Below are 23754 nucleotides of genomic sequence, written 5' to 3'. Positions count from 1 at the left end.
CCTCACTTCAGCAGAATAGTCGTTTCGGTAAAGCCATTGTATTTGCGAAGCCATGTCTGGCTGGCATACGTCCCGGCGTACAGCCACTGACCGCTTTCGTCCTGCCCGACCCGGAGCAGTCCCAGATGGACCATCATTTTTAGAACGCGGTTGGTCAAAATGTTGACCGCATCATCGTAGTAAAACGGCCTGATCCAGGAAAGCAGCCGGTCCGAAAGCGCGTCCTGGCTGACCCATCCTCCCGCCCCCAGCAGGGGAATCAGTTGGACCAGCATCGGCAGATTGGGGACCGCCCGCTTGTACAGCCGCATCCAGAAGCGGATCAGATCGTGGTGCAGGTGATCGTCATACGGCTGTTTCAGCCGTTCTTCCCCCGCTTCCGTCAGCATCACCCGTCCCGGCGACTCCTCGATCCATTTCTGGTAGTAGCAGAAGTCGTAGAGCAGCGAAAACCGGTCCGGGTACAGGTCGAAGTGAAGCCCGTAGCCGAAGCGCCATTTCTGCGGCGGGAGCGGCTCTTCCTTGACGTGCAGAAACTGAAACAGCTGCTGCTGGTACCGCTTGTACATGGCGCCGTCCGCGGTCAGCGGCACAGGCTCCTGCTGCAGGAATTGTAAAAATTGCATGATATCGTCGCAGAGTGCAGTTCCTTCGTCGCGGTAGGCCGCCGGTTCCGCTGCCGTGACGGTGTCCCGCCATTTGTCCAGCCACGCCTGCAGGTACGGTTCCCGCATGTCCAGGGGAATCTGGTACTGGCCGGCCGTCCTGCTTTTCGCCGGAAAGATCCAGCCGCGCCGCATCGCGTCGGCGATAAATTTGCGCGCTTCTTCCGCCTTCCGCTCCTTGTGCGCATCCAGTGCCAAGCCGGCCTTGGCCAGCAGATCTTCCAGCGACAGCACCGTGCGCTTGTCGAGAAAGAGCAGGAGGAAAAAATGGACTTCTTCCAGGGAAAGCTGCTCCACTTCCCGGGCGATGGTCTGCCGGTACCGCAAATTGGCGAGAAGCGACGTGATCAGTTCATTCTTGGAGTGAGGGTTGCATTCGCAGCCGTAGTAATCGGCGATTTGATGGAGCTGCCGGATATCGGTGTAGACCAAGATCTCAGCCAAGTTCATCTGCGCATCCCTTCTTTGCGAGGGTTTTTCTTACCCTTCATTCTTGCCAAATTGCGGCAAAATAAACAGGAAGCCGCCAGCGCGGCTTCCTGTCAGGGCAGTTTGCTATTCGTCGTCCACATTCCATTCGTCGTGCAGCTTTTGGTATTCCTTGGCTTCTTCGTATCGGCCCGCTTGCGTCAAGAGGGCGATCAGGCGGCGAATGTGGTCCAGGTCAAACCCGGACAGCGCCACGTATTGCTTCAGCGCATCGATCGCCTTTTCCGTCCGGCCGAGCGAGAGGTAGATGTCAGCCGCAAGCGGATAGGAGGCGACGTATTCCTCGTCGATCGCCTGCAGGCTGGCCACCAGCTCCGCCGCTTCCTCGAGCCTGCCGAGGTGAAACGCCATCAGCGCGCAGCCGTACAGCACCTCCTCCGAGCGCTCCAGGGCCAGCGCCTGGCGATACACCTGATAGGCCTGTTCAAACTGCCCGTTTTGGGCGAGCGAGCGTCCCTTGGCCATGAGCAGCGGCAGGCTCTCCTCCCCGGCCTGCTCCAGGAGCTTCAGCGCCTCCGCGTCGCGTCCCACCCGGAAGTACATGTCGCCCAGCGCGGCGAGGATGTCGGGATCGTCCGGCTCCTTCTGGCGGGCCTGTTCCAGGTACTTGACCGCCACTTCGTCGAGGTCCTGCATGGCGTAAAGATCGGCCAGCAGCAGGTCCAGCCGGATGTGTTCAAACCCCGATTCCTTCAATTCGTACAGCAGGTGCTGCGCGGTCTCAAAATCGCTCAGGTCCAGCGCGATTTCCGCCAGCAGCATCTGGCATTCGCGCCGCTGCGGCGCCTCCAGCTCGGGATGTTCCCGCAAAATGTCGGAGAGCAGGCTGGAGGCCTGTTCGAGATGGCCGAGGCGGTACCACACTTCCGCCAGGTACATCATTACCTCCGGCAAATCCTTGCCGTGCTCCTGCACCTTTTGCAGCGCTTTGAGCCCCAGTTCCACCTCGTCGTTTTCAATCCGTTTGATCGCTTCGTCTATGACGTACAGCCATTTGTCTGTCATCGTCCTCACCTCGTATGTATGGTTGCTCTTGTCGTGCGAAAGAGCCGCAAAAGACCGTCCGAAGACGGTCTTTTTCCGTATGTTCCTTCTATAAGATCATATACCATTATGCCCGTGTCAGCCAACTCATGGAGAGGACGGTGACCAAAATGCCAAACACGCTGAGCATGATCCCGTAGTTGGGTTTGGCCGGGTCGGTCGGCTCATGATCGCCGTTGAACGGGACGATCGAGGCGGTCCCCTTCACCAGCGGCTTTTCGTCAGATACCAACGGCTGCGGTTCCACGACGTAGGTGCCGTCCGCCGTCTGCATGGAGGACGTGATGACCTGCGCCTTTTTCCCCATCGCCACCACTTCCCCGTCGATCATCAGGGAGTTGGCCTGCTCCGTACTGCTCGTATTGACGTACAGCGTAAACGAACAGAGCATCAGCAGGATAATCGCGGCACACGCGCCCACGCGACGCATGCGGGCCGTCACGGTAAACACTTTTCTCCCGATCGGAATCGCCCACTTCTCTTCCGAAAGAATCCGGGCCATCACGGCATCGACGATCGACTTGGAAGGCGCGACCGCGTGGTACTGCTCCCTGTCCGACTTCATCCAGTCGCCGCTGTCTTTCCACAGCGCGTAGTCGGCGTCGCAGGCGCGGCAGCTCGTCAAGTGGTTGTCAATCCGCCGGCGCGTCACTTCGGACAGCAGGCCGTCGGCGTAATCCGGCATCAATTCCTGTACTTCTTCACATTTCATCATCGATTCATCCCTTCAGCTTCATCCAAATGAGGGTCCAGGATGTAGGCTTCCAACTGTGCTCTAATGCTCTGCCGCGCGCGAAACAACAGGGATTTCACCGAACTCACCGTCAAATCCAGAATGGTGGCGATCTCGTTGTAATCCATCTGCTCGTATTCCCTCAGGATCAAGGCCGAGCGCTGCTTTTCCGGCAGGTTGTTGATGGCCTGTCTGACCAGGTGCTCCCGTTCGTTGCGCAGCAGGACCTGCTCCGGCAGGCGCTCGTACGACGCAAGCGGCACTTGCGGGTTATCCTCGAGGTATACGTCCGAATTCCGGCTTTTGCGCAGCTCGCTCAGCACGGTATTGCGGGCAATGGTGTAGAGCCAGGTAGAAAAGGTCGCTTCTACATCGCGGAACGAGTGAATGCTTTTATACGCCTTGTAAAACGTCTCCTGACAGATATCCTCCGCCATGTGCTCCAGATGGGCCTGGCGCAGCAAGTGGGTGACAAATGCAAGAATCTTTTTTTCGTATCGCCGGATCAGTTCGGCATAGCATTCCAGGTTGCCTTCTTTTATTTCGCGGATAAGCTGGGAATCGGTCATGTGCAGGATTACCTCCTATTGCGATTCCGATCCCTCAGCGGCCTTTGTTACATTAGACTGCCGGGGATGTAAAAAGTTGCGCTGCCTAGACGATTCTTTTTCCTCGCCTGGCGGCCGGAATCCTCTACGAAAAAACCCCCAGATTTGGGGTTATATGACATAATTATAAGGCTTGATGTCGAGGAGGCATCGTCCCATTCCTATGGTCGAAGCAAAGCACTGGTTGCGGTACAACCACTTTCCTTTTGACATGACAGATGTTGGCAGAAGAAAATCACTAAGGTTGAGAATAGTGGAAAGAACAAATTTTGTCAACCAGTGTTCCTTTTTCAGGAAAAGAATGTCGGCATCAGCCCCGGGAATGATGCAGCCTTTGCGCGGATACAGACCTGCGGCCTTGGCGGCGTTTGTCGAAGCGACGCGAACGAGCAGGCACAGCAGCGATTCCGGGTCCCATTCCCTCCGGCGCAGGTTGACCTGCACCTCGTCCAGCGCGGCGATGACCGGCAGCGAACGGAACCAGTGGCCGGCGAGATGGCGCAGCGCCCGTTCACAATCCTCGCCGCGGAGACGGAAGACATGGTAGTACGGATCGAATTCCTCAAAGGTAAGCGACGCCTCTCCATCCACCCACGTGCGGATCTGCCAGCAGCGGCACAGAGAGAGCCACTGCCGATGCAGGCGGAGACGCTCCTCACCATTCAGTCCCGCTTCCTTCGGCACCCGCAACTGCAGCATCACCTTGTATGACGTCAGCAGGGGCGAAATCGTTTCCCAATCCATCCGAAAAAGTTCTTCGGGCCGGCGCACGACGACCCGTAGCAGCCGGTATCCCTCGCCGCACCACCTGCGCACCGTCTCGCCGTTCAGCCGCGAAGCCGGCAGTTCCACCTGCCACGTGTAATCGATCAGATTGTTGAAGTGCATCGCCGTCTGATAGCGCACCTGCGGATGATCCATCCACGCTTCCGGCTGGAGCGTGTCCACCAGACAGGTATAGCCCTGCCGGATGAGCAGGCGGATCGCGTCGAGGTACTCGGGCAGCCGCCTGATCCGCCCGTGCGGCCGTTCCGGCATGGCGACAAAGCCGGGCAGCAGGTACATCCCGGACGCGTCGATCTCGTTGGGACGGGCCGTTCCCTTCGCTTCTTTCGGCAAGCTGTCTTTTGCGATCCGGCGAATGTTCCCTCCGGAAATCCAGACGTCCGCTTCGACGATTCCGTATGACGTCACGACGCTTCCTCCACGAATCACGACCTCTTCCTGCCGCACGGCTCGTCCCTCCCCCGACCGCACTTGGCGGCTTGTTTCAGTACGAGCTTATGCGCGGAAAGCGAAAAAAGAACAAAAAAGACCGCCGTTGATGTAAGCGCATTCAAACGGCGGTAGCACTATTCGTGCAGAAATATATTGGATAGGAGTGGAGAGAAACCATACTGTACCCTTATTATAACGCAATGTAAGCGCTTGTCAAATCTTTTTTTCAACATTCTTATTTCGTCTCAGGCAGGAATGCGGCGGAAGAAAGGAAAAAGCGATGAAAAAAACCCGCGCGCGGCGGGTTTCTACTGCTCTGTTCTGCTTACGGTTTGCTGATGTGCGCCAATATGTCGGCAAAGCCAGGGAAGGAGACGTTGATGGCCTCGTCATTCTCAATCACCGTTTCGCCCCCCGCCGCCAGACCGGCGATCGCCATCGCCATGCCGATGCGGTGGTCGCCCATGCTGTCGATCGTCGCGCCGGTGAGCGGCGTCGCCCCCTCCACGATCAGACCGTCCGGCGTGGGCGTTACCTTTGCCCCAAACCTGGACAGTTGGCTGGCGACGGTGGCGATCCGGTCCGTCTCTTTTACGCGCAGCTCCTCGGCGTCGCGAATCACGGTACGGCCGCTGGCCTGCGTGGCCATGACGGCGATGACGGGGATTTCATCGATCAGACGCGGAATGATCTCGCCGCCGATCTCGATGCCGCGAAGCTCGGCATGGGTGACGAGCAGGTCGGCTACCGGCTCTTCGTTTACGACCCGTTCGTTCTGCAGCTCGATGCGGCCGCCCATGGCGCGGACCACATCGATGATCCCCGTGCGGCTGGGGTTGATGCCCACATTCTCGATCAAGAGGGAACTGCCCGGCACCATCATCACGGCCGCGATCAGAAACGCCGCGGACGAGATGTCGCCCGGCACGCGGATCGCCCTGCCCTTCAAGGTTTGGCCGCCCTCGACGGATACGGTCAGACCGTCGCGGACCACCTTCACGCCAAACGCCTGCAGCATGCGTTCCGTATGGTCGCGGGAGAGCTGCGGCTCCGTCACGCTGGTGACGCCTTTGGCCTGCAGGCCGGCCAGGAGGATCGCCGATTTCACCTGGGCACTGGCAACCGGCGACTGGTACGAGATGCCCTGCAGGTCGCCGCCGCGAATGGACAGCGGGGTGTACTCGCCGTCTTTGCGGCCGTCAATTTTGGCCCCCATCTGGCGCAGCGGCCCGATGACGCGCCGCATCGGCCGCTTGGCGATCGACTCGTCCCCCTCCATGACGGCGTGAAACGGCTGCGTTGCCAAGATCCCCGCCATGAGCCGGATGGTCGTGCCGGAGTTGCCCACGTCCAGGTGCTGCGACGGTTCCTGCAGGCCGTACCATCCTTTCCCGTGGACGGTCACGCGATCCCCTTCCTGCTCGATGTCCACGCCCATCCTGCGAAAGCAGTCGATCGTGCTCAGGCAGTCAGCCCCCGGCAGAAAGCCTTCGATCGTGGTGGTTCCCTCCGCCAGCGCGCCAAACATGACGGCGCGGTGCGAAATCGACTTGTCTCCGGGCACCCGGACTGTCCCTTCTATCCGTTTTGCTGGTTGTACGCGAAGCACGGTTCCACTCCCCTTTTTTCTCTGTTACGTCAGTCGTTGCAAAAAGTTGGCTGCAGTCGCGCGTCAAAGCGTCTACGCCCCAAAGTACGACGGCACGGCCGGTCTACTCGCGCCTGTATACATTGTAATCGAAATAGCGCAGGAGTTCTTCTCCCTTTTCCAGTTCCGCCAGGGAGCGGAAGGTGATCCGCAGCACGCCCAGCATGTCTTCCCGGGTCTCCCTGATTTGAATGTTGGTGATGTTGATCTGCTTGGCGCCAAGCAGGGTGGTGATCCGGCCGATCTCTCCCGGATGGTCGGGAATGTCGATGTACAGGTCGTACAGCGGCGGCAGCGCCCCTTTTTTCCGCTCCGGCAGTCCGTCGCGGAAATCACGCGCCGACTTGAAAAACTGCTCGATGCCGTCGGCGTCTCCCTCGCGGACCAATGTCATTACGCCGTCCAGCGCCTTGGTCCAGTCATCGGCGATCTTCAGCAAGTGCTCGCGGTTGTTCAGGAGCACATCCCGCCACATGCGCGGATTGCTGGAAGCGATGCGGGTGATGTCGCGAAACCCTCCGGCCGCCAGCCGGTGGTGCCAGGGGTTTTCATCGTCGTACCCGGCCACCAGATTGACCAGGGCGGACGCCAGGATATGCGGAAAATGGCTGACCGCTCCCACTACCTGGTCGTGTTCGTCCGGGTCCATCCGCACCACCTTGGCACGGGTCAGCGCCAGCAGCTTCTCGAGCCGCTCCACCTGCTCCTCCGGTGTCCCCGGCGCGGGCGTCAGAACGTAGTACGCATTTTCAAACAGGCGGTCCGAAGCCGCTTCCACGCCCGACTTGTGCGAGCCGGCCATCGGGTGGCCGCCGATAAACGTCACATTGGACGGGATATGCGCCTCAGCGTACCGGACGACGCCCGATTTGGTGCTGCCCACGTCCGTGACGATGACGCCGGGCTTCAGGTCCAGATCGCGCAGGCGGTCCAGCGTGGCGTAAATCTGTTCCACCGGCACGGCGAGAAAAATCACGTCCGCTTCCCGCACGGCCTCCTGCAGGTCGGTGGTGCCCGCATGAAGGACGCCGAGCGTCATCGCCCTGTCCAGATAATCCTGCCGGACGTCGAAGCCGATGATCCGATTGTGCGGATCCTCCTGCAGGGCAAGCGCGATCGAACCGCCGATCAACCCGACGCCGATTACTGTGATGGTCGTTTTCATCTCCACTGTCTATCCTCTCTGTATACGTGTAGACAAAGATGCCGGACGGACGCCGGCATCTTCTTCGTTATTTCAACGCGCCGGCCACGATGCTGCCAAGCGCCTGCAGAACCTTTTCGTTTTGTTCCGCCGAGCCGACCGTGATCCGCTGATACCCGGGGAATCCGAGCGCCCGGCCGGAGCGCACGATGATCCCCTGTTCCAGCAGCCTGCGGAAGACCTCGTCGGAGTCCTGCTGCAGATCGACCAGGACAAAGTTGGTCTGGGACGGGAAATACGACAGTCCCCACTCGTCAAAGCGGTCGGTCAACTGCTTCAAGCCTTCCCGGTTGCGCTTGCGGCATTCTTCCACGAACGCCTGGTCCTTCAGCGCGGCGCGGGCGGCTGCCTGAGCCAGCGTGCTGGTATTGAACGGTTCGCGCACGTGGTCGAGGTGGCCGACGATCTCTTCTGACGCGATGCCGTATCCGATGCGGAGCGCCGCCAGGCCGTAGATTTTGGAGAACGTGCGCAGGACGATCAGGTTGGGGTAGTGCTTCAGCATCGGCACGGTTTGCGGATACGCCGGATCCACCACGTACTCGTAATAGGCCTCGTCCAGCACCACCAGGACGTCTTTCGGGACTTTTTGCAAAAACGCCTCCAGCTCGTCACGCGTAACGATCGTCCCGGAGGGGTTGTTGGGGTTGCACACCCAGACGACGCGCGTCTGTCCGTTGATCGCGGCCGCCATCGCTTCCAGGTCGTGCACGCCGTTTTTCAGCGGCACCTCGATCAGCTCCGCGCCCTCGATGATGGCATTGGCGCGGTACTGCGAAAAGGTGGGCGTCGCCATCACGGTGTTGGTGCCCTCCTCCAGATAGGCGCGGGCGATCATCTGCACCACTTCGTCCGAACCGTTGCCGAAAATCAACTGCTCCGGCTTGACGCCGAGAAACTCGGCCAGCTCCCAACGAAGCTGCAGACTGGCGCCGTCCGGATAGATGGCCAGCGTATCCAGTTGGGCGGCAATCGCTTCTTTCGCCTTGGGCGAGCAGCCGAACGGGTTCTCGTTGGACGCCAGCTTGATCACTTCCGTCAGGCCGAATTCTCGTTTCACATCGTCGATCGGCTTCCCGGGCTGGTACACCGGGGCGCCGAGAATGCGCTGCTTCGGTAGCATCTGCGTCTCACTCCAGTCAAGTCACGTTTTCCCCTTATTGTAGCGCACCGGCCAACTGTTGTACAAACGTTTTTATTTTTGTGACACCCTGCGCCATCTGTTCGGGATCGGACAGCAGCTCCAGGTGCCGCTCCATCTCCTGCACGATCGCGCTGCCGACGATTACCCCATCCGTGTGCTGTGCCACCGCCCGCACCTGCTCCGGCGTAGAGATCCCGAACCCGACTGCGGTCGGCGCGGAGGTGCTCGCCTTGACCCGCTGCAAAAACTGGGCGAGATCTTCACGCAGGCTTGCGCGGGCGCCGGTCACGCCGAGCGACGACACGCAGTACAGGAATCCGCTCGCCTGCGCGCCAATCGTCCGGATGCGGGATTCCGATGTGGGGGCCACCAGGGAGATGACGTGCACCCCGTGCGCTTGGGCAGCCGCTACCGCCGGCCCGTTTTCCTCCACCGGCAGGTCGGGAATGACGATGCCGTCCGCGCCTTTTTCCGCCAGCGCGGTAAAAAAGCGCTCCACGCCGTACTGCAGCACCGGATTGTAGTAGGAGAAAAGCACGATCGGCACCTGCATCCCCGATGCTCGCAGGCTGGCGACCAGTTCCAGGGCGTCGTCGATGGTCACGCCGTTGGCCAGCGCCCGTTGGGAGGCGCGCTGAATGGTAGGGCCATCCGCCAGCGGGTCCGAATAGGGAATCCCCAGCTCCAGCAGGTCGGCTCCCGCTTCCACCAGCGCGTGGGCAATCTGAAACGTCGCGTCGAGGTGAGGGTCGCCAACCGTGATGAACGGGATGAAACGCTTGCGGCTGCGGTCGGCAAACAGCCGGTCGATTCGATTCGCAAACGCTGTCATTGTGCGTCTCCCCCTCTCCGTTCGTCGTCCAGCGCGGCCTGGATCGTCGCCACGTCTTTGTCTCCACGGCCCGACAGACAGATGACCAGGACTTGATCCGCTCCCATCTGCGGCGCCCGTTTGACCGCCTCGGCCACGGCGTGGGCGCTCTCCAATGCCGGGATGATCCCCTCCGTCCGGCAGAGCAGTTGAACCGCCTCCAGCGCCTCCCGGTCCGTGACGGAGGTGTACTGCACCCGTCCGGTTTCCTTCAGGTAGGCATGCTCGGGTCCCACGCCCGGGTAATCCAGCCCGGCCGAGATGGAGTGCGCTTCCTGCACCTGCCCGTACTGATCCTGCAAGAGATACGTCATCGCGCCGTGAATCACGCCGGGCCGTCCGAGGGAAAGCGTCGCCGCGTGCTTGTCGGTATCCACGCCCTGTCCGGCCGCCTCCACGCCGCGCAGGGCAACGGTCTCGTCCTGCAGGAACGGGTAAAACATGCCGATCGCGTTGCTGCCTCCGCCCACGCAGGCGATCACTTCATCGGGAAGGCGGCCCACCTGCTCCAGGATCTGGCTGCGCGTTTCTTCGCCGATGATTTTCTGGAACTCCCGCACCATGTAGGGATACGGATGGGGGCCCACGACCGAGCCGATCACGTAAAACGTCTCATCCACATGGGAGACCCAGTAGCGGATCGCTTCGTTGGTCGCGTCTTTCAGCGTGCGGGAACCGGAGACGGCGGGGATCACCTCCGCTCCGAGCAGCTTCATGCGAAACACGTTCAGCGCCTGCCGCTTGATGTCCTCTTCGCCCATGAACACCTTGCAGGACAGCCCCAGTTTGGCCGCTACCGTGGCGCTGGCCACACCGTGCTGCCCCGCCCCGGTCTCGGCGATGATGGACGTCTTGCCCATCCGCTTGGCCAGGAGTCCCTGCCCCAGCGCGTTGTTCAGCTTGTGGGCCCCGGTGTGGTTGAGGTCCTCCCGCTTCAGGTAGATGCGCGCGCCTCCCAGCGCTTCCGTCAGTTTGTCGGCGTAGGTCAGAGGCGTCGGCCGTCCAGCGTATTCGCGCAGCAGCTGCCCCAGCTCGGCGCGAAACGACGGATCGCGCCGTGCTTCCGCAAACGCCTGTTCCAATTCCGCCAGGGCGCTCATCAGCGTCTCCGGCACAAACTTGCCGCCAAATGGTCCAAAGCGTCCGTGTTCGTCAGGCACGGTACGCGTTTCCTTCTGCGATACGGTCATGTTCCCTCACCCTCTCCACGAATTGCCTGATTTTCTCCGCATCTTTTTCTCCGTCGCTCTCCACGCCGCTGGACACGTCGATGATCGCGGGCCGGAATCCGCCCACCAGCTCGGCCACGTTGTCCGCGTTGATGCCGCCTGCGATGATGCAGGGGGCGGGAGCCGTCCACTCCCGCAGCAGGGGAATCTGCTCCCAGGAAAAGCGTTTGCCCGTGCCGCCCGCCTGCCGGGGATCGTAGGTGTCAAACAGAAACGCGTCGGCTGCTCCCCGGTACGCGTTTACGACATTCACCAGCGGCTCGCCGCTCCCGACCGCCAGCGCCTTCCAGACCGGCAGGGAAAACCGCTGCCGCACGCTTTCGCAAAAGGCGGGCGATTCCTGCCCGTGCAGTTGAATCACGGCAAGGGGCACATGGGCCAGCACGTGCTCCAACTCCGCTTCCGTCGGGTTGACAAACACCCCGACCGCCGGCGGATGATCCGGTACGGACGCGAGCAGCGCCCCTGCCGTCTGCGCATCCACCCGCCGCCTGCTTTCGGCAAAGACCAGTCCCACGTAGTCAACATCCAGCCGGGCCAGCAGGCGGAGGGTTTCCGCCCGCTTGACGCCGCAAATCTTGATCCGTGTCACGACCGCACCTGCGGGCTGGCGCCTTCCCGCTCTCCCACCAGCCGGATCACGGCTTCGGCCACATCCTCGTGCCGCATGAAGTGTTCCCCGACCAAAATCGCCCGCGCGCCCGCCTGCCGCACGCGCTCCACGTCCGCCGGGGAAGAAATGCCGCTTTCGCTGACGATGAGGACACCGGGCGGAATCTCCGCCGCCACATCGCGGGTCACCGCCAGGTCTGTCCGAAACGTCCGCAGGTCGCGGTTGTTGATGCCGATCAGCGCCGGTGTCACATGGCGGAACACCATCTCCAGCTCACGCCTGTCGTGCACTTCGATCAACACGTCCATGCCGAGCGCTTCCGCCGTCTGCGACAGCTCACGAAGCTGCTCCCCCTCCAGAATCGCGGCGATGAGCAGGATGCAGTCGGCGCCGCACGCCCTGGCTTCGGCGATTTGCCATTCGTCGATGAGAAAATCCTTGCGCAGCAGGGGCTGGTCGACCGCCGCGCGGATGTTCCGCAGATACTCGGTCTTTCCTTGAAAAAACGGTTCGTCCGTCAGAACGGAGATGCACTCCGCACCGGCCGCCGCGTAGGCCCTTGCGATCCCCTCCGGGTCAAAGTCAGGACGGATCACGCCTTTGGACGGCGAAGCCTTTTTTACTTCCGCGATGACGCTGACGGGGCGTGCGCTTTCCGCCAGCGCCGAGCGAAAACCGCGCGGTGCGGGCATGCGTTTCGCCTCATCCAGCAGCGTCTGCAGGGTCGTGGAAGCGTGCAGCCGGGCCACTTCTTCCCTTTTGGCGTCGACGATCTTACGAAGCATGAATCATCCCTCCCGCCACCTGCCGGATTTGTTCAAGTTTGCGCAGGACCGCGCCGTCGTCGATCAGCTCCGCGGCGCGGATCACGCCTGCCTCTATGCTGATTGTGCGATCCGCCAGGTACAGGATGGCGCCCGCGTTAAGCAGGACGATGTCGCGGGCGGCTCCCCGCTTGCCGGCGAACACTTCGCGGATGATTGTCGCGTTTTCATACGCGTCGCCGCCGCGCAGTTCCTCCATCGGATACCGCCTCAAGCCGAACTGTTCCGGCTCGATCTCGTACGTGCGGATCACGCCGTCGCGCAGCTCGGCGATGCGGCTCGGCCCCGTCACGGTCAATTCGTCAAGGCCGTCAGCCCCGGCCACCACCAGGGCCCGTTCCACGTCCAGTTCGCGCAGGACTGCCGCCACGGCGGGGAGAAGCTGCCCGTCGTACACGCCCAGGAGCTGCCGCTTGGCCCCCGCCGGATTGGTCAGCGGTCCCAACAGGTTGAACACGGTCCGCACCGCCAGTTCCTTGCGCGGGCCGGCCGCGTGCTTCATCGCCTGATGGTAGAGCGGCGCGAACAGGAAGCACAGGTTGGTCACCCGCAGGCAGTCGGCCGCCGCTTCCGGCGTCAGCGTGATCGGAATGCCCAGCGCCTCCAGCACGTCCGCGCTGCCGCTCTTGCTGGAGACCGCCCGGTTGCCGTGTTTCGCGATGCAGACGCCGTCGCTGGCCGCCACGATGGCGGCTGCGGTGGAGATGTTGAACGTCTGGGCGCCGTCCCCGCCCGTGCCGCACGTGTCCACCAGGCCCGGCAGTTCCAGCGGGAACCGGACCGCCCGCTCCCGCATCGCCTGAACGAAGCCGATAATCTCCTCCACCTGTTCCCCCTTCAGCCGCAGTCCGGCGAGAAAGGCGCCGATCTGGGCGGGGGTGGCCCTGCCGTCCATGATTTCGCCCATCGCCTGGCGGGCGGTCAGACGGTCCAGATCACGTCCGCGCAATATGTGTTCCAACGCTGTTGTCAGCATGGCTGTTCCTCCTTTGGGGCAAACAACTGCTCCGCCTTCTCCAGAGCGGAGAGCATGGCTGCCGCTTTGTTCACCGTTTCCTGATACTCGTTGGCCGGGACAGAGTCGGCGACGATGCCGGCGCCCGCCTGCACGTAGGCGTATCCGTTCTGGAACAGGAGGGTGCGGATCGTAATGCAGGTCTCCAGCGTCCCGTCAAAGCCGAAATACCCAATCGCCCCGGCGTACAGATGGCGCGCGTCCGGCTCCAGCTCGGCGATGATTTCCATCGCTCTCAGCTTGGGCGCGCCGGACACCGTTCCCGCCGGGAAGGCGGAGAGCAGCGCGTCGAACGGATCCAGCCCTTCGCGCAGCTCTCCCGTCACATGGGAGACCATGTGCATGACGTGGGAGTAATGCTCGATCACCAGCGCTTCCTCCACGCGGACGCTGCCGTACCGGGCGACGCGTCCCACGTCGTTGCGCCCCAGGTCAAGCAGCATGTAGTGCTCCGCCCGCTCCTTGGGATCGGCCAGGAGGTCGGCGGCCAGGGCCTCGTCTTCTTCCGCCGTGCGCCCTCGCCTGCGTGTGCCGGCGATCGGCCGCATTTCCACCCGATTGTTCTCGACCCGAACCAGCAGCTCGGGCGACGTTCCGACGACCGTCTCGCCGTCGTACTGCAGGTAGTACATGTACGGCGAAGGGTTCAGTGTGCGCAGCAGCCGGTAGACGGCAAACGGGTCGACGTCCGTGCGCACGCGGAAACGCTGGGAGAGCACCACTTGAAAGATGTCGCCGGCCGCGATGTACGACTTGGCCCGTTCCACCATCCGTTCGTACTGCTCCCGGCTCATGTTGGGCTCGAGTTTCAGCCCGCCTTGTGCGCCGGCGCCGACAGGAATCCGGCTGCCGTCCGTCTCGGCCGGAGCGGTCACCTGCGCGGCAAGCTGCTCCAGCCGGCTGCAGACCTGTTCGTACTTGCGGGCGATCGACTCCGGCGAATCGGCTGCGTCGACGTGCAGATTCACCATCACCTGGATCTCCTGCTTGAGATGGTCAAACGCGATCAGCTCATCGACAAACCAAAAGCGCATGTCCGGCACATCCAGGCTTTCCTGCCGGTGGTACGGCAGATTTTCGAAGTAATGGAGGGTGTTGTAACCGAAGAATCCCACGGCACCGCCGCACAATCGGGGCGCCCCCTGCAGTTTGGGACTGGTGAAGCGGGCCGTCTCTTCGCGTAAAAAGTGAACGGGATTGCCGCAGAACGTCAGCGTCTCCCCGCCGCGGCGGCGGACGGTGATCTGCTTCCCGCGCGCCTCCACGGTTTGAAACGGATTCATTCCGATGAACGAGTATCGGGCCCAGCGCGTTCCGCCTTCCACGCTCTCCAGGAGAAACGAATCGCGCGTGCGAATTTTCTGGTAGATTCGGATCGGCGTCTCCTCATCTGCCAGCAGGGTCATGCGTACGGGAATCAGGGAATAGTCGGCCGAAAGGGACTGGACCTCGGCCAGGGTAGGGGAATACATCTCTTCTCTCACCTCTCGTCGCGGGGCGCCCTACACGCGTGGAAAACCGCTCCAGGCGCGGCACCCGCCCGTTTGTCAGGTGAAGAGATAGGGGGAGAAAAAGAAAAATCCAGGAAGAGTCCTGGATTGGTCTGTGCTGGTCCATCCGGCTCGCTCTTCTCTCCTCTGCCTAACTCTTCTCAACTCTGCTCTGCTCACTCTCAACTCTCAGCCGGTATCATTGCATTACCGGTAAAACGAGGCGTCCTCGTTTCACTTTATGGTAAAAGAGAACGCCCACATTGTCAACCGCGATTTGCCAAATCGGGACGAAGTTTGACGGCATCGCGCATGAACACATGATGTATTTCCGACGCCGCCTTGTCCGTGTTGACGTGCATCATCACGCGGATACAGCGGGGCAGACTGCCCGGCACGGGAATTTCCCTGGCGCACATGAGCGGCACGTACTGCCATCCGTCCAGGAGACGCGCCGCCTGCGCCGGAAATGTCGCCTTGATGTCCTCCGTCGTGGTGATGAGAATGCTGGCGATGTCGTCAGCCCGTACGCCGTTTCGGCTGACCATCTCCTCCAGCAGCAGCTTGGTGGCGGAAACGATCTCTTCCTGCGTGTCGTTCTCGATCGTGATCGCTCCCCTGATTCCTCGCACTCCCATTTCTCTAAGCCCCCGCTTCTTCTTTCATCGCTGTCAATATCTCCTGTTCATCCACGTCCTTGACCAGTTCCACCTGCCCGATGGCCCGCGGCAGCACCAAGGCCAGCTTGCCGCCGACGGCTTTTTTGTCCCGCTTCATGACGTCCAGCACGGCTTCCGGCTCCAGGCCGTTTGGCCAGGCGGTGGGCAGGCGGAAGAGGCGAAGCAGCCGTTCCGTCCGCGCAAAAACGCCTGCCTGGGCAAAGCCGATGCGCTCGGCCACTTTTGCGGCCAGGCACATGCCGATGGAGATCGCCTCCCCGTGGTTCAACACGGCGTATTCGCACAGCGCTTCGAACGCGTGGCCAAAGGTGTGCCCCAGGTTGAGCAGGGCGCGCTGTCCCTGCTCCGTCTCGTCAGCCGAGACGATCGCCGCTTTGATCGCACATCCCCGGCGAATGGCGCGGCCCACCCATTCAGCATCAAGCTGCCACAGACGCTCCGCATGCTCCTCCAGCCAGTCGACGAACGACTCGTCGGCGATCAGTCCGTGCTTGATCACCTCGGCAAAACCGGCCGCCACTTCCCGCTCAGGCAGCGTGCGCAGCGCGGCCGTATCGTACAGCACCAGCCGCGGCTGGTGAAAGGCGCCGATCAGATTTTTGCCCAGCGGATGGTTGATCCCCACCTTGCCGCCCACCGAGCTGTCGTGCGCCAACAGCGTGGTCGGCACCTGCACAAAGGCGATGCCCCGCATGTAGGTGGCGGCCGCAAAGCCGGCCAAATCGCCTACCACGCCGCCTCCCAGGGCAAGGATGGCCGATTTGCGGTCGAGCCCCGCCTCGATGGCCCTTGTCATCACCTGTTCGTAAACCGCCAGGCTTTTGGACTGCTCTCCCGGGGGAATCACGCAGTCCGTCACGCGATAGCCCGCCGTCTCCAGCGCCTGCTTCAGCGGCTGCAGATAGCGCGGGGCTACGTTCTCATCGGATATGACAAACAGCCGGCTCGCCGGGGAAATGCCCGCATCCTGCAGCAGGGCCGCCACCTGCCGCATGACACCGTCGCCGATCACGATCGGATACGTGCGCTCCCCCAACTCCACGTAAAGGGTTTCGACCGCCATCAGAACCGCTCCGTGTACGCGCGATACTGGCGCACGTTTTCCAGCATGTCGTCCATTGAGTCGGACGGGAATTTTTCGCACATGGCGCGAGCGATTTCCCAGGCGACCACCGCTTCGGCCACGACACTGGCGGCAGGAACAGCGCAGCTATCCGAACGTTCGATGCTGGCGGAAAACGGCTCCTTGGTGTCGATGTCCACGCTCATCAACGGTTTGTACAGCGTCGGAATCGGCTTCATCACGCCGCGCACGACGATCGGCATGCCTGTCGTCATTCCGCCTTCCAGACCGCCGGCGTTGTTTGTCTTGCGGCTGTATCCGGTGTCCTGGCTCCACACGATCTCGTCATGCACCTGGGAACCGGGCAGGCCCGCCGCGGCGAAGCCAATCCCGATCTCCACTCCTTTGAACGCCTGGATGCTCATGATCGCCTGGGCCAGCCGACCGTCCAGCTTGCGGTCCCACTGGACGTGGCTGCCCAGCCCGATCGGTACGCCTTCCACGATCACTTCGACGATGCCGCCGAGCGAATCGCCGTCCTGTTTGGCCTGGTCGATCGCCGCCATCATGCGCGGCTCCGCTTCCTTGTCCAGACATCGCACGGGGGATTCCTCGGAACGGGCGATCAGTTCGTCCAGCGTAACGTCCTGCCGTTTGGCCACCACATCGCCGATCTGCAGCACGTGACCGCCGATCCGGATGCCAAAGGCGGCCAATAGCTGCCGGGCAACAGCCCCGACTGCGACGCGGATGGCCGTTTCCCTCGCACTGGAACGTTCCAGAATATTTCGCATATCCCGTTGATGGTACTTGATCGCGCCGTTGAGATCGGCATGACCCGGACGGGGACGGGAGACGCGCCGCTTCTCTTCCGCTCCTTCCACCGGCTCGGCGCTCATGATTCCCTGCCAGTGCGTCCAGTCCTTGTTTTCCACGACCAGCGTGATCGGCGCGCCCGTCGTGTATCCGTGCCGAACCCCGGAGAGCACCTTCACCTGGTCTTTTTCAATCTGCATCCGCCGGCCGCGCCCGTGTCCCTTTTGCCGTCTCGCCAACTGCTCGTTGACCGCTTCGACGGAAAAGGGCAGGTTGCTCGGAACGCCTTCAATAATGGCGGTGAGCTGCGGTCCGTGAGATTCCCCTGCTGTCAAGTATCGCATCTCTCGCTTCCTCCATCCTCAGGCAGCATTCCCCTCCTCTGACGCGGGGTGCTGTCCTTTATCACTTTTAAGCGTTATAATATCATACCTGTCAGTCCGTGCAAATACAAAAGTGACAAACTGTCCGTACGCCCTGCGCAGACAGGCAAAACGCTTCTCCCTCGCAGGAGAAGCGTCAATCGGATTCGCGGCGCTCACATGTGATGATCCACCGTCAGATAAGAGGAAAGCGGCCGCCGGAGGTGATTCGCGCGGACGAGTTTGTCCAACTGCTCCTTTTCCGCACCGAGGATTTGCCCGCACTCCTGAAGCGTAATCAGACCGCGTCGGTATGCTTCGATGACCTTTTGCTTGTCCATCTGCTTCCTCCCCTATTGGTAGATAGCATTAGTGTTGGGAAAAAACAGCAGGGATATACCAAGGGCACGTCCGCCTTATCCCATTTTCCGATAAAAAAACGTGTCTTCCGACTCCAACTGATACTGCTGCGGCTGGAAAATCTGCTCCGTGCTTCCGACGAACAGCACGCCGCCCGGCTTTAGCGCCCGGCTGAACTTGTGGTACAGCTCGTGCTTCGCCTCCTCGGTGAAGTAGATCATGACGTTGCGGCAGATGATCAGGTCGAACTGGGAGTCGAACGGATCAGCCAGCAGGTTGTGCTTGCGGAACGTCACCCGGTTTTTGACCTCGTCGGCAATCCGGTAGCTCATCGTGTCCTTGACGAAGTACTTGGCCACCAGATCCTTGGGACAATCCTGCAGCGACCGCTCGGTGTAGACCCCCTGTTTGGCCTTGGCCAACGCCCCTTCGTCAATGTCGGTGGCGAGCAGCGACGCCTCCCAGCGGTTGCGCATCAGGATCAGCGACAGCGTGTACGGCTCTTCGCCGGTGGAGCAGGCGGCGCTCCAGCACTTCAGCCGGGGCGACTGCTTGACCAAGCGGGGCAGGATCTTGTGTTCCAATACCTCCCACCGGCCCGGGTTGCGGAAAAATTCGGACACGTTGATCGTCATCCGGTCGAGAAATTCGTAGAACAGGTCCTTGTCCTTGGAGATGGCCTCAAAGTACTGGGCGAACGTGGAATAGCCCCGCTTCAGCCTGAGCGAGGTCAACCGCCGCTTCATCTGGGCTTCTTTGTAAAGGGCGAGATCGATTCCTGTCAGTTTCTTTACGTTGGCGATAAACTGGAGAAAATCCTTGTCTTCCATGATTGCGAAAATACCCCTTTTACTCGTGTTGGAAGGCGTGCCCGCCGGCAAGCGCTGCACGTTTTGAAGCGGCGAAACGCCCCCTGGAAGACGCTGCTTCACTTGGCGGGGACGGCGCTGTTTTGCCGCTTATCCATGCGATTCGCCCTTTTTCTGCAAAATCCTGCCGATTTTTGTTGACATTTGGCGAAAAAAGAAAAAGACCCCGCGTGCGGAGTCTTTCCCCATCCCTCTTAGATCCAGCGTTGGATCGTTTTTTCGTAGGAGAGCACTTCCCCTTCGTTGAACCAGAGAGCGATTTCGCGCTCGGCGCTTTCCGGGGAATCGGAACCGTGGATGATGTTCATGCCCACGGAAGTGGCGAAGTCGCCGCGGATGGTGCCCGGTGCCGCATCCGCCGGGTTGGTTTTGCCCATCATGGCGCGCGCGGTCGCAATCACGTTGTTGCCCTGCCATACCATGGCAAAGACCGGACCGGACGTAATGAAGTCGACCAGTTCGCCGAAGAACGGGCGCTCTTTATGTTCAGCGTAGTGCTTCTCGGCCAGTTCGCGGCTGACGTTCATCAGCTTCGCGCCTACCAGTTGGAAGCCTTTTTTCTCAAAGCGGGAAACGATTTCCCCGATCAGGTTGCGCTGCACGCCGTCAGGTTTCACCATCAGAAACGTTTTTTCCATCGTAAGTATGCCTCCAGTACAGCTATGTATTGGTGCTTGCACACCAACGAAAATTTTATCAAAAGAGCGTGGGGCAAGCAACAGCCCCCCGTGAAAAAGCGATTAAAATTTCCGGTCCACCATGAAATTGGCGATGCCGAGCAGGGACTTCTTGGTCTGGTTGTCCGGCAGTCCGGCCAGCGCCTCCCGCGCACGGGCAATGTACCGCTCCGCCAGCCCCTGGGCATAGGCGATGCCGTCGTCGTTTCGCACCAGTTGGATCGCTTCATCTACGTGATTCCGGAGCGTATTGTCGCGAATCCACGCCTGAAAGCGGTCGCGCGACTTGCCGAACCGGGCGGTGTACATCGCCGGCAGCGTAATGTTCCCCTGGCGCAGGTCGCTTCCCGCCGGTTTGCCCAACTGCTTTTCCGTTCCGGTGAAGTCGAGGATGTCGTCGGTAATTTGAAACGCCATCCCCACGTTGTAGCCGTACCGGTACATCTTGCGGACCAGCTCGGGGCCGGCACCGCTGGCAATCGCCCCCATCTGGCAGCTAATGGCGATCAAGAGCGCCGTCTTCCGCTTGATCCGGCGCAGGTACGCGCGGAAGTTCTGCTCCCAGTTGTTCAGGTCGCGCACTTGTTCGATCTCGCCTTTGACCACTTCCACAATCGCGTTGGAGAGAATCCGGTGCAGTTCGGGAATGCGCAGCTCGGCCGCGATGGACAGCGCCCGGGCGAAAATGTAGTCCCCCGTGTACATCGCCACCTTGTTGTCCCATTGGGTGCGAACGGTGTCTCTCCCGCGCCGCTTGTCCGCATCGTCGATCACGTCGTCGTGCACCAGCGTCGCCATGTGGATCAGCTCCAGCGGCACGGCCACGTGCTTCAGCCGCTTCACGTCGTAGTTGCCCCACTTTCCGCCGAGCAGCACAAACACCGGGCGTATCCGTTTTCCCCCCGCCTTGAGCAGGTGTGTGGACGAGAGGTACAAGTCCCGCACGCCGGTATCGATCGACTGTTCCAGTTCCTTTTCGATGTACTGGACGTCGTTTTTCAGTTGAAAGTAAATATCGACTAGGTTCATCCGCTCCACCTATTTCGTCAACGTAATGTGGGACTGACAACCGGGATGTTCCCACACGGACACGGTCACCGGTTCGGGCAGCAGGCCCAGCTCCGCCGCGCACCGGTAGTAGTATTCCAGCCCCGTCCGCTGCTCGTCCCGGAAATCGTGCACCAGCCCCCGGAAGTACTGACGCCAGTGTTCCTTTTCGCCGCCAAACTGCCCGTGCACGTAGTCCACCAGCGGGTCCAGGTTTTGGCGGGTCTTCTCCTTGCTGGCCAAAAAGGCCTCGTGAACCTCGCGCAGCAGGTCGGCCTGTTCGCCGATCACCTCTTTGCGCACGGCCCACAGGGCAAACGTCATGGTATACCCGGTAAAGCGATGCCACAGTTCACCCAGATCGTAGACGTGATAGGGCCCGCCCTGGCGGTAGGCGAAAATGGCGTCGTCGCCGATCAGGAGCGCCCCGTCCGCGTCCCGCATCATCTCCGCCAGCACCGGTTCCTGTGTCACGTACGAGACGTGCAGGCCGTAAAACGTTTGCAGAATGATTTTCAGCAAATTGACCGACGTGGCGGACGTGTTGGTCAGGGCGATCCGGGCACCGTCCAGCGCCTCGATCGGCCGCTTGCTGAACAAGAAAATGGAGCCTACTCTCCCCTTGGCGCTGACGGACAGGTCGGCCAGCGCCAGATAGCGGGAGGCATGCTCGGCGTAACTGAAGGACGAAATCGGTCCGAGATCGATCTCGCCGCGGGCCATCGCCCGATTCAACTGGGCGGGCACCTGCCGGATGAAGTCGATCCGGTCTTCGAAGCGCTCCTGGTCAAAGTAAAAGTAGACAGGGAGTACGTTGGTGTAAAGGATTTGTCCAATGCGCAAGGACTTCTGCATGATCTTATTCCCCCCAGCGCCGGAACAGCTCGTGCGGTACATCCAGCGCGTCCAGTGCTTTTCCCACGACAAAATTGACAAGGTCGTCCATGGTCTGCGGCTTGTGATAGTACCCCGGCATGGCCGGCAGAATGGTAACGCCGAGGCGGCTCAGCTTCAGCATGTTTTCGAGCTGGATGGCGTTCAGCGGCGTCTCCCGCGGGACCAGCACCAGCCGGCGCCGCTCCTTCAGCATCACGTCAGCCACCCGCTCCAGCAGGTTGCCCGACGCCCCGTGGGCGATGCCGGAAAGCGTTCCCATCGAGCAGGGGACGACCACCATCCCGTCGCACCGGTACGAGCCGCTGGCGGCCGGGCAGTTGAAATCGCGCATGCCCCAGTAATGGAGGGCGCCGGGTAAATCCTGCTGCAGTTTTTCCCGGATCAGGGCCTCCCGGTCGTCGGTGTTCCAGTCCAGCTCGTCCCGAAACACCTGCCAGCCGGCCTCCGTGATCATCAAGTGTACGGTATGGCCGCCGCGCAGCAGTTCCCGGACGAGTCTGACGCCGTAGACGGCGCCGCTCGCCCCGGTGATGCCAACGGCCCATTTTTGTGCGCTCATGTTATCACCAGATCAATCATGGTAAACGTAAACATGACCATGCTCAAAATGCCGTTCATGTTGAAAAAGGCCACGTCCAGCTTGGACAGGTCCGTCGGTTTTACCAGTGTATGCTCGTACACCAGGATGGCGCCGGAAATCAGCACGCCGATCAGGAACCAGACGGACAGGTTGGCGGTAACGTACAGAGACAGGAGGCCGACGAACGTGATGACGTGGCAGGCCCGTGCCACCAGCAGGGCGTTGGCGATGCCGAAGCGGCTGGGCATGGAATAGAGCCCTTCCCTGCGGTCAAACTCGAAGTCCTGGCAGGCGTAAATGATGTCAAAGCCGGCGGTCCAGAACATGACGGACAGGAACAGCAGCAGTCCGGTGAAATCCACCTGGCCGGTCGTCGCCACCCAGCCCCCCAGCGGCCCGAACCCGATGGCCACGCCGAGCACGAAATGGCAAAGCCACGTAAAGCGTTTCGTGTACGAGTACAGGATCAGGACAAACACCGCGAGCGGCAGCAGTTTGACGGCCAGTGCGTTCAACTGGAAGGCGGCGAAAAACAGCACGGCGAAAGAGGCAACGATAAAGACGACAACCTCGGCCACGGAAATCAGTCCGGCCGGAATGGCCCGGTTTGCGGTACGCGGATTTTTCGCGTCGATGTACCGGTCGATCAGCCGGTTCAGCGACATCGCCGCGCTGCGCGCTCCCACCATGGCCACGGTCACCCAGAAAATCTCCCTCCAGGTGGGCCAGGCGTTCTCTACTACAATGTTGCCCAAGACCGCTCCCATGAAAGCAAACGGAAGGGCAAAAATCGAGTGTTCAAACTTGATCATTTCCAAAATAATTTTCAATTTGCGAAGACTCACGTGAAAACACTTCCCATCCACAGAAGGATGCCTACTGGCAAACTATGCTTTTGTGCCGATGTGCAGGGCCGCCACTCCGCCCATGAACAGCTTTACCTGAACCGGCTCCAGTCCGGCCCGTTGAAACATGCGGGCAAGTTCGCGGCTGTCCGGGAAATGGGTCAGCGACTGCGGCAGCCAGGCATACTCCTCGTATTTGTTTACCGTCCATTTGGCGATCAGCGGCAGGATCTTGTAAAAGTACAGGTAGAACAGCTTGCGGTACGGTAAAAACGGCGGTTTGGACACCTCCAGCGAGACCACTTTCCCGCCGGGTTTGACCACGCGCGTCATCTCGTTCAGCACCGTCTGGATGTCGGGGACGTTGCGCAGCGCAAAGCCGATGGTGACGAAATCAAAGGTGTTGTCCTCGTACGGGAGCTGCATCGCGTCGCCGTTGACCAGCGTGACCACGCTGCCGACGCCTTCCCGCTCCACCTTGTACGCGCCGACGTCAAGCATGTTCTGGCTGAAGTCCAGACCGACGACGCGCCCTTTTTCCCCGACCGCCTTGGCCAGCGCGATCGTCCAGTCGCAGGTGCCGCAGGCCACGTCAAGCGCCGTGTCGCCCGGCCGTATGTTCATCTGCTTCATCGTGTAATTGCGCCAGGCGATGTGGCTGCCGAAACTGATGATGTTGTTCATCTTGTCGTACTCTTCCGCGATGCTTTCAAACACGGAATGGACGTACTTCGCTTTTTCCTTCATCTGGATCTGATTCACC

At 61.1% G+C, this 23754-nt stretch carries 25 protein-coding genes; all 25 read right to left on the bottom strand.

The annotated features are described in order from the left end of the window. Positions 1-2 precede the first annotated feature (2 nt). Positions 3-1115: a hypothetical protein gene (locus M516_RS0113615; RefSeq protein WP_029099624.1), complete on the bottom strand. Its 1113-nt coding sequence runs from the start codon at positions 1113-1115 to the stop codon at positions 3-5. Between the two features lie 105 nt (positions 1116-1220). Further along, entirely contained in the window at positions 1221-2159 is a 939-nt protein-coding gene (locus M516_RS0113610) for a tetratricopeptide repeat protein (RefSeq protein WP_029099623.1), read from the bottom strand. 106 nt (positions 2160-2265) lie between these two features. Continuing rightward, positions 2266-2913 carry a zf-HC2 domain-containing protein gene (locus M516_RS0113605; protein ID WP_051188216.1) on the bottom strand — a complete coding sequence of 216 codons (648 nt, stop codon included), beginning with the start codon at positions 2911-2913 and terminating at the stop codon, positions 2266-2268. Then, positions 2910-3500, bottom strand: coding sequence for an RNA polymerase sigma factor (locus M516_RS0113600; protein WP_029099621.1), 591 nt, complete (start codon positions 3498-3500; stop codon positions 2910-2912). Before M516_RS0113600 ends, M516_RS0113605 begins: the two co-directional genes overlap by 4 nt. A 150-nt stretch (positions 3501-3650) precedes the next feature. Continuing rightward, entirely contained in the window at positions 3651-4772 is a 1122-nt protein-coding gene (locus M516_RS0113595; protein ID WP_029099620.1) for an amidohydrolase family protein, read from the bottom strand. 310 nt (positions 4773-5082) lie between these two features. Then, a complete protein-coding gene (gene aroA, locus M516_RS0113590) occupies positions 5083-6366 on the bottom strand; it encodes a 3-phosphoshikimate 1-carboxyvinyltransferase (protein ID WP_029099619.1) in 1284 nt (427 codons plus the stop codon). A gap of 103 nt (positions 6367-6469) precedes the next feature. Then, positions 6470-7570 (bottom strand): prephenate dehydrogenase, encoded by a 1101-nt coding sequence (locus M516_RS0113585; RefSeq protein WP_029099618.1) that lies wholly within the window; start codon positions 7568-7570, stop codon positions 6470-6472. A gap of 67 nt (positions 7571-7637) precedes the next feature. After that, positions 7638-8732 (bottom strand): histidinol-phosphate transaminase, encoded by a 1095-nt coding sequence (gene hisC / locus M516_RS0113580; RefSeq protein WP_029099617.1) that lies wholly within the window; start codon positions 8730-8732, stop codon positions 7638-7640. Between the two features lie 34 nt (positions 8733-8766). Beyond that, on the bottom strand, positions 8767-9585 hold the full coding sequence (gene trpA, locus M516_RS0113575; protein ID WP_029099616.1) for a tryptophan synthase subunit alpha: 819 nt from the start codon (positions 9583-9585) through the stop codon (positions 8767-8769). After that, on the bottom strand, positions 9582-10814 hold the full coding sequence (gene trpB, locus M516_RS0113570; protein ID WP_029099615.1) for a tryptophan synthase subunit beta: 1233 nt from the start codon (positions 10812-10814) through the stop codon (positions 9582-9584). Before trpB ends, trpA begins: the two co-directional genes overlap by 4 nt. Then, the gene (locus tag M516_RS0113565) at positions 10777-11445 is read right to left on the bottom strand and encodes a phosphoribosylanthranilate isomerase (protein ID WP_029099614.1); all 669 of its coding nucleotides are present in this window, start codon (positions 11443-11445) and stop codon (positions 10777-10779) included. The genes trpB and M516_RS0113565 overlap by 38 nt, the downstream gene beginning before the upstream one ends. Then, positions 11442-12251: an indole-3-glycerol phosphate synthase TrpC gene (trpC, locus tag M516_RS0113560; protein ID WP_029099613.1), complete on the bottom strand. Its 810-nt coding sequence runs from the start codon at positions 12249-12251 to the stop codon at positions 11442-11444. Before trpC ends, M516_RS0113565 begins: the two co-directional genes overlap by 4 nt. Further along, positions 12241-13266 carry an anthranilate phosphoribosyltransferase gene (trpD, locus tag M516_RS0113555; protein WP_029099612.1) on the bottom strand — a complete coding sequence of 342 codons (1026 nt, stop codon included), beginning with the start codon at positions 13264-13266 and terminating at the stop codon, positions 12241-12243. The genes trpC and trpD overlap by 11 nt, the downstream gene beginning before the upstream one ends. Then, complete coding sequence (trpE, locus tag M516_RS0113550; RefSeq protein ID WP_029099611.1) at positions 13260-14777, bottom strand: anthranilate synthase component I; 1518 nt, start codon at positions 14775-14777, stop codon at positions 13260-13262. Before trpE ends, trpD begins: the two co-directional genes overlap by 7 nt. Positions 14778-15061: 284 nt before the next feature. Next, the gene (aroH, locus tag M516_RS0113545) at positions 15062-15433 is read right to left on the bottom strand and encodes a chorismate mutase (RefSeq protein WP_029099610.1); all 372 of its coding nucleotides are present in this window, start codon (positions 15431-15433) and stop codon (positions 15062-15064) included. 4 nt (positions 15434-15437) lie between these two features. Continuing rightward, on the bottom strand, positions 15438-16538 hold the full coding sequence (gene aroB, locus M516_RS0113540) for a 3-dehydroquinate synthase (protein WP_029099609.1): 1101 nt from the start codon (positions 16536-16538) through the stop codon (positions 15438-15440). Further along, complete coding sequence (gene aroC, locus M516_RS0113535; RefSeq protein ID WP_029099608.1) at positions 16538-17698, bottom strand: chorismate synthase; 1161 nt, start codon at positions 17696-17698, stop codon at positions 16538-16540. Before aroC ends, aroB begins: the two co-directional genes overlap by 1 nt. Positions 17699-17892: 194 nt before the next feature. Then, entirely contained in the window at positions 17893-18057 is a 165-nt protein-coding gene (locus M516_RS25620; protein ID WP_176703209.1) for a hypothetical protein, read from the bottom strand. A gap of 75 nt (positions 18058-18132) precedes the next feature. After that, entirely contained in the window at positions 18133-18906 is a 774-nt protein-coding gene (locus M516_RS0113525; RefSeq protein ID WP_029099607.1) for a CheR family methyltransferase, read from the bottom strand. Positions 18907-19139: 233 nt separating this feature from the next. Next, on the bottom strand, positions 19140-19583 hold the full coding sequence (gene ndk, locus M516_RS0113520) for a nucleoside-diphosphate kinase (protein ID WP_029099606.1): 444 nt from the start codon (positions 19581-19583) through the stop codon (positions 19140-19142). Between the two features lie 102 nt (positions 19584-19685). Next, positions 19686-20651, bottom strand: a complete 966-nt coding sequence (locus tag M516_RS0113515) for a polyprenyl synthetase family protein (protein WP_029099605.1) — start codon at positions 20649-20651, stop codon at positions 19686-19688. 9 nt (positions 20652-20660) lie between these two features. Continuing rightward, a complete protein-coding gene (locus M516_RS0113510; RefSeq protein WP_029099604.1) occupies positions 20661-21524 on the bottom strand; it encodes a menaquinone biosynthesis protein in 864 nt (287 codons plus the stop codon). A 4-nt stretch (positions 21525-21528) separates the two neighbouring features. Further along, positions 21529-22125, bottom strand: coding sequence for a UbiX family flavin prenyltransferase (locus tag M516_RS0113505; RefSeq protein WP_029099603.1), 597 nt, complete (start codon positions 22123-22125; stop codon positions 21529-21531). After that, the gene (locus M516_RS0113500; protein WP_029099602.1) at positions 22122-22991 is read right to left on the bottom strand and encodes a UbiA-like polyprenyltransferase; all 870 of its coding nucleotides are present in this window, start codon (positions 22989-22991) and stop codon (positions 22122-22124) included. The genes M516_RS0113505 and M516_RS0113500 overlap by 4 nt, the downstream gene beginning before the upstream one ends. A 42-nt stretch (positions 22992-23033) precedes the next feature. Then, positions 23034-23753: a demethylmenaquinone methyltransferase gene (locus M516_RS0113495; protein WP_029099601.1), complete on the bottom strand. Its 720-nt coding sequence runs from the start codon at positions 23751-23753 to the stop codon at positions 23034-23036. Position 23754: the final 1 nt, after the last annotated feature.

Source organism: Brevibacillus thermoruber 423, from assembly GCF_000454065.1.
In the GTDB taxonomy this organism is placed as follows: domain Bacteria; phylum Bacillota; class Bacilli; order Brevibacillales; family Brevibacillaceae; genus Brevibacillus; species Brevibacillus thermoruber.
Note: the sequence above shows the minus strand (reverse complement) of the source record. Positions and strands in the feature narration are given on the sequence as shown.

Coding starts and splice junctions, on each gene's coding strand:
- aroB (WP_029099609.1), bottom strand. CDS start 16,538: ATGGCGGTCGAAACCCTTTACGTGGAGTTGGGGGAGCGCACGTATCCG.
- M516_RS0113585 (WP_029099618.1), bottom strand. CDS start 7,570: ATGAAAACGACCATCACAGTAATCGGCGTCGGGTTGATCGGCGGTTCG.
- M516_RS0113525 (WP_029099607.1), bottom strand. CDS start 18,906: ATGGAAGACAAGGATTTTCTCCAGTTTATCGCCAACGTAAAGAAACTG.
- M516_RS0113610 (WP_029099623.1), bottom strand. CDS start 2,159: ATGACAGACAAATGGCTGTACGTCATAGACGAAGCGATCAAACGGATT.
- trpC (WP_029099613.1), bottom strand. CDS start 12,251: ATGCTTCGTAAGATCGTCGACGCCAAAAGGGAAGAAGTGGCCCGGCTG.
- trpA (WP_029099616.1), bottom strand. CDS start 9,585: ATGACAGCGTTTGCGAATCGAATCGACCGGCTGTTTGCCGACCGCAGC.
- ndk (WP_029099606.1), bottom strand. CDS start 19,583: ATGGAAAAAACGTTTCTGATGGTGAAACCTGACGGCGTGCAGCGCAAC.
- M516_RS0113515 (WP_029099605.1), bottom strand. CDS start 20,651: ATGAACCTAGTCGATATTTACTTTCAACTGAAAAACGACGTCCAGTAC.
- hisC (WP_029099617.1), bottom strand. CDS start 8,732: ATGCTACCGAAGCAGCGCATTCTCGGCGCCCCGGTGTACCAGCCCGGG.
- M516_RS0113505 (WP_029099603.1), bottom strand. CDS start 22,125: ATGAGCGCACAAAAATGGGCCGTTGGCATCACCGGGGCGAGCGGCGCC.
- aroH (WP_029099610.1), bottom strand. CDS start 15,433: ATGGGAGTGCGAGGAATCAGGGGAGCGATCACGATCGAGAACGACACG.
- M516_RS25620 (WP_176703209.1), bottom strand. CDS start 18,057: ATGGACAAGCAAAAGGTCATCGAAGCATACCGACGCGGTCTGATTACG.
- aroC (WP_029099608.1), bottom strand. CDS start 17,698: ATGCGATACTTGACAGCAGGGGAATCTCACGGACCGCAGCTCACCGCC.
- trpB (WP_029099615.1), bottom strand. CDS start 10,814: ATGACCGTATCGCAGAAGGAAACGCGTACCGTGCCTGACGAACACGGA.
- M516_RS0113615 (WP_029099624.1), bottom strand. CDS start 1,115: ATGAACTTGGCTGAGATCTTGGTCTACACCGATATCCGGCAGCTCCAT.
- M516_RS0113600 (WP_029099621.1), bottom strand. CDS start 3,500: ATGACCGATTCCCAGCTTATCCGCGAAATAAAAGAAGGCAACCTGGAA.
- trpD (WP_029099612.1), bottom strand. CDS start 13,266: ATGCTGACAACAGCGTTGGAACACATATTGCGCGGACGTGATCTGGAC.
- M516_RS0113605 (WP_051188216.1), bottom strand. CDS start 2,913: ATGATGAAATGTGAAGAAGTACAGGAATTGATGCCGGATTACGCCGAC.
- trpE (WP_029099611.1), bottom strand. CDS start 14,777: ATGTATTCCCCTACCCTGGCCGAGGTCCAGTCCCTTTCGGCCGACTAT.
- M516_RS0113510 (WP_029099604.1), bottom strand. CDS start 21,524: ATGCAGAAGTCCTTGCGCATTGGACAAATCCTTTACACCAACGTACTC.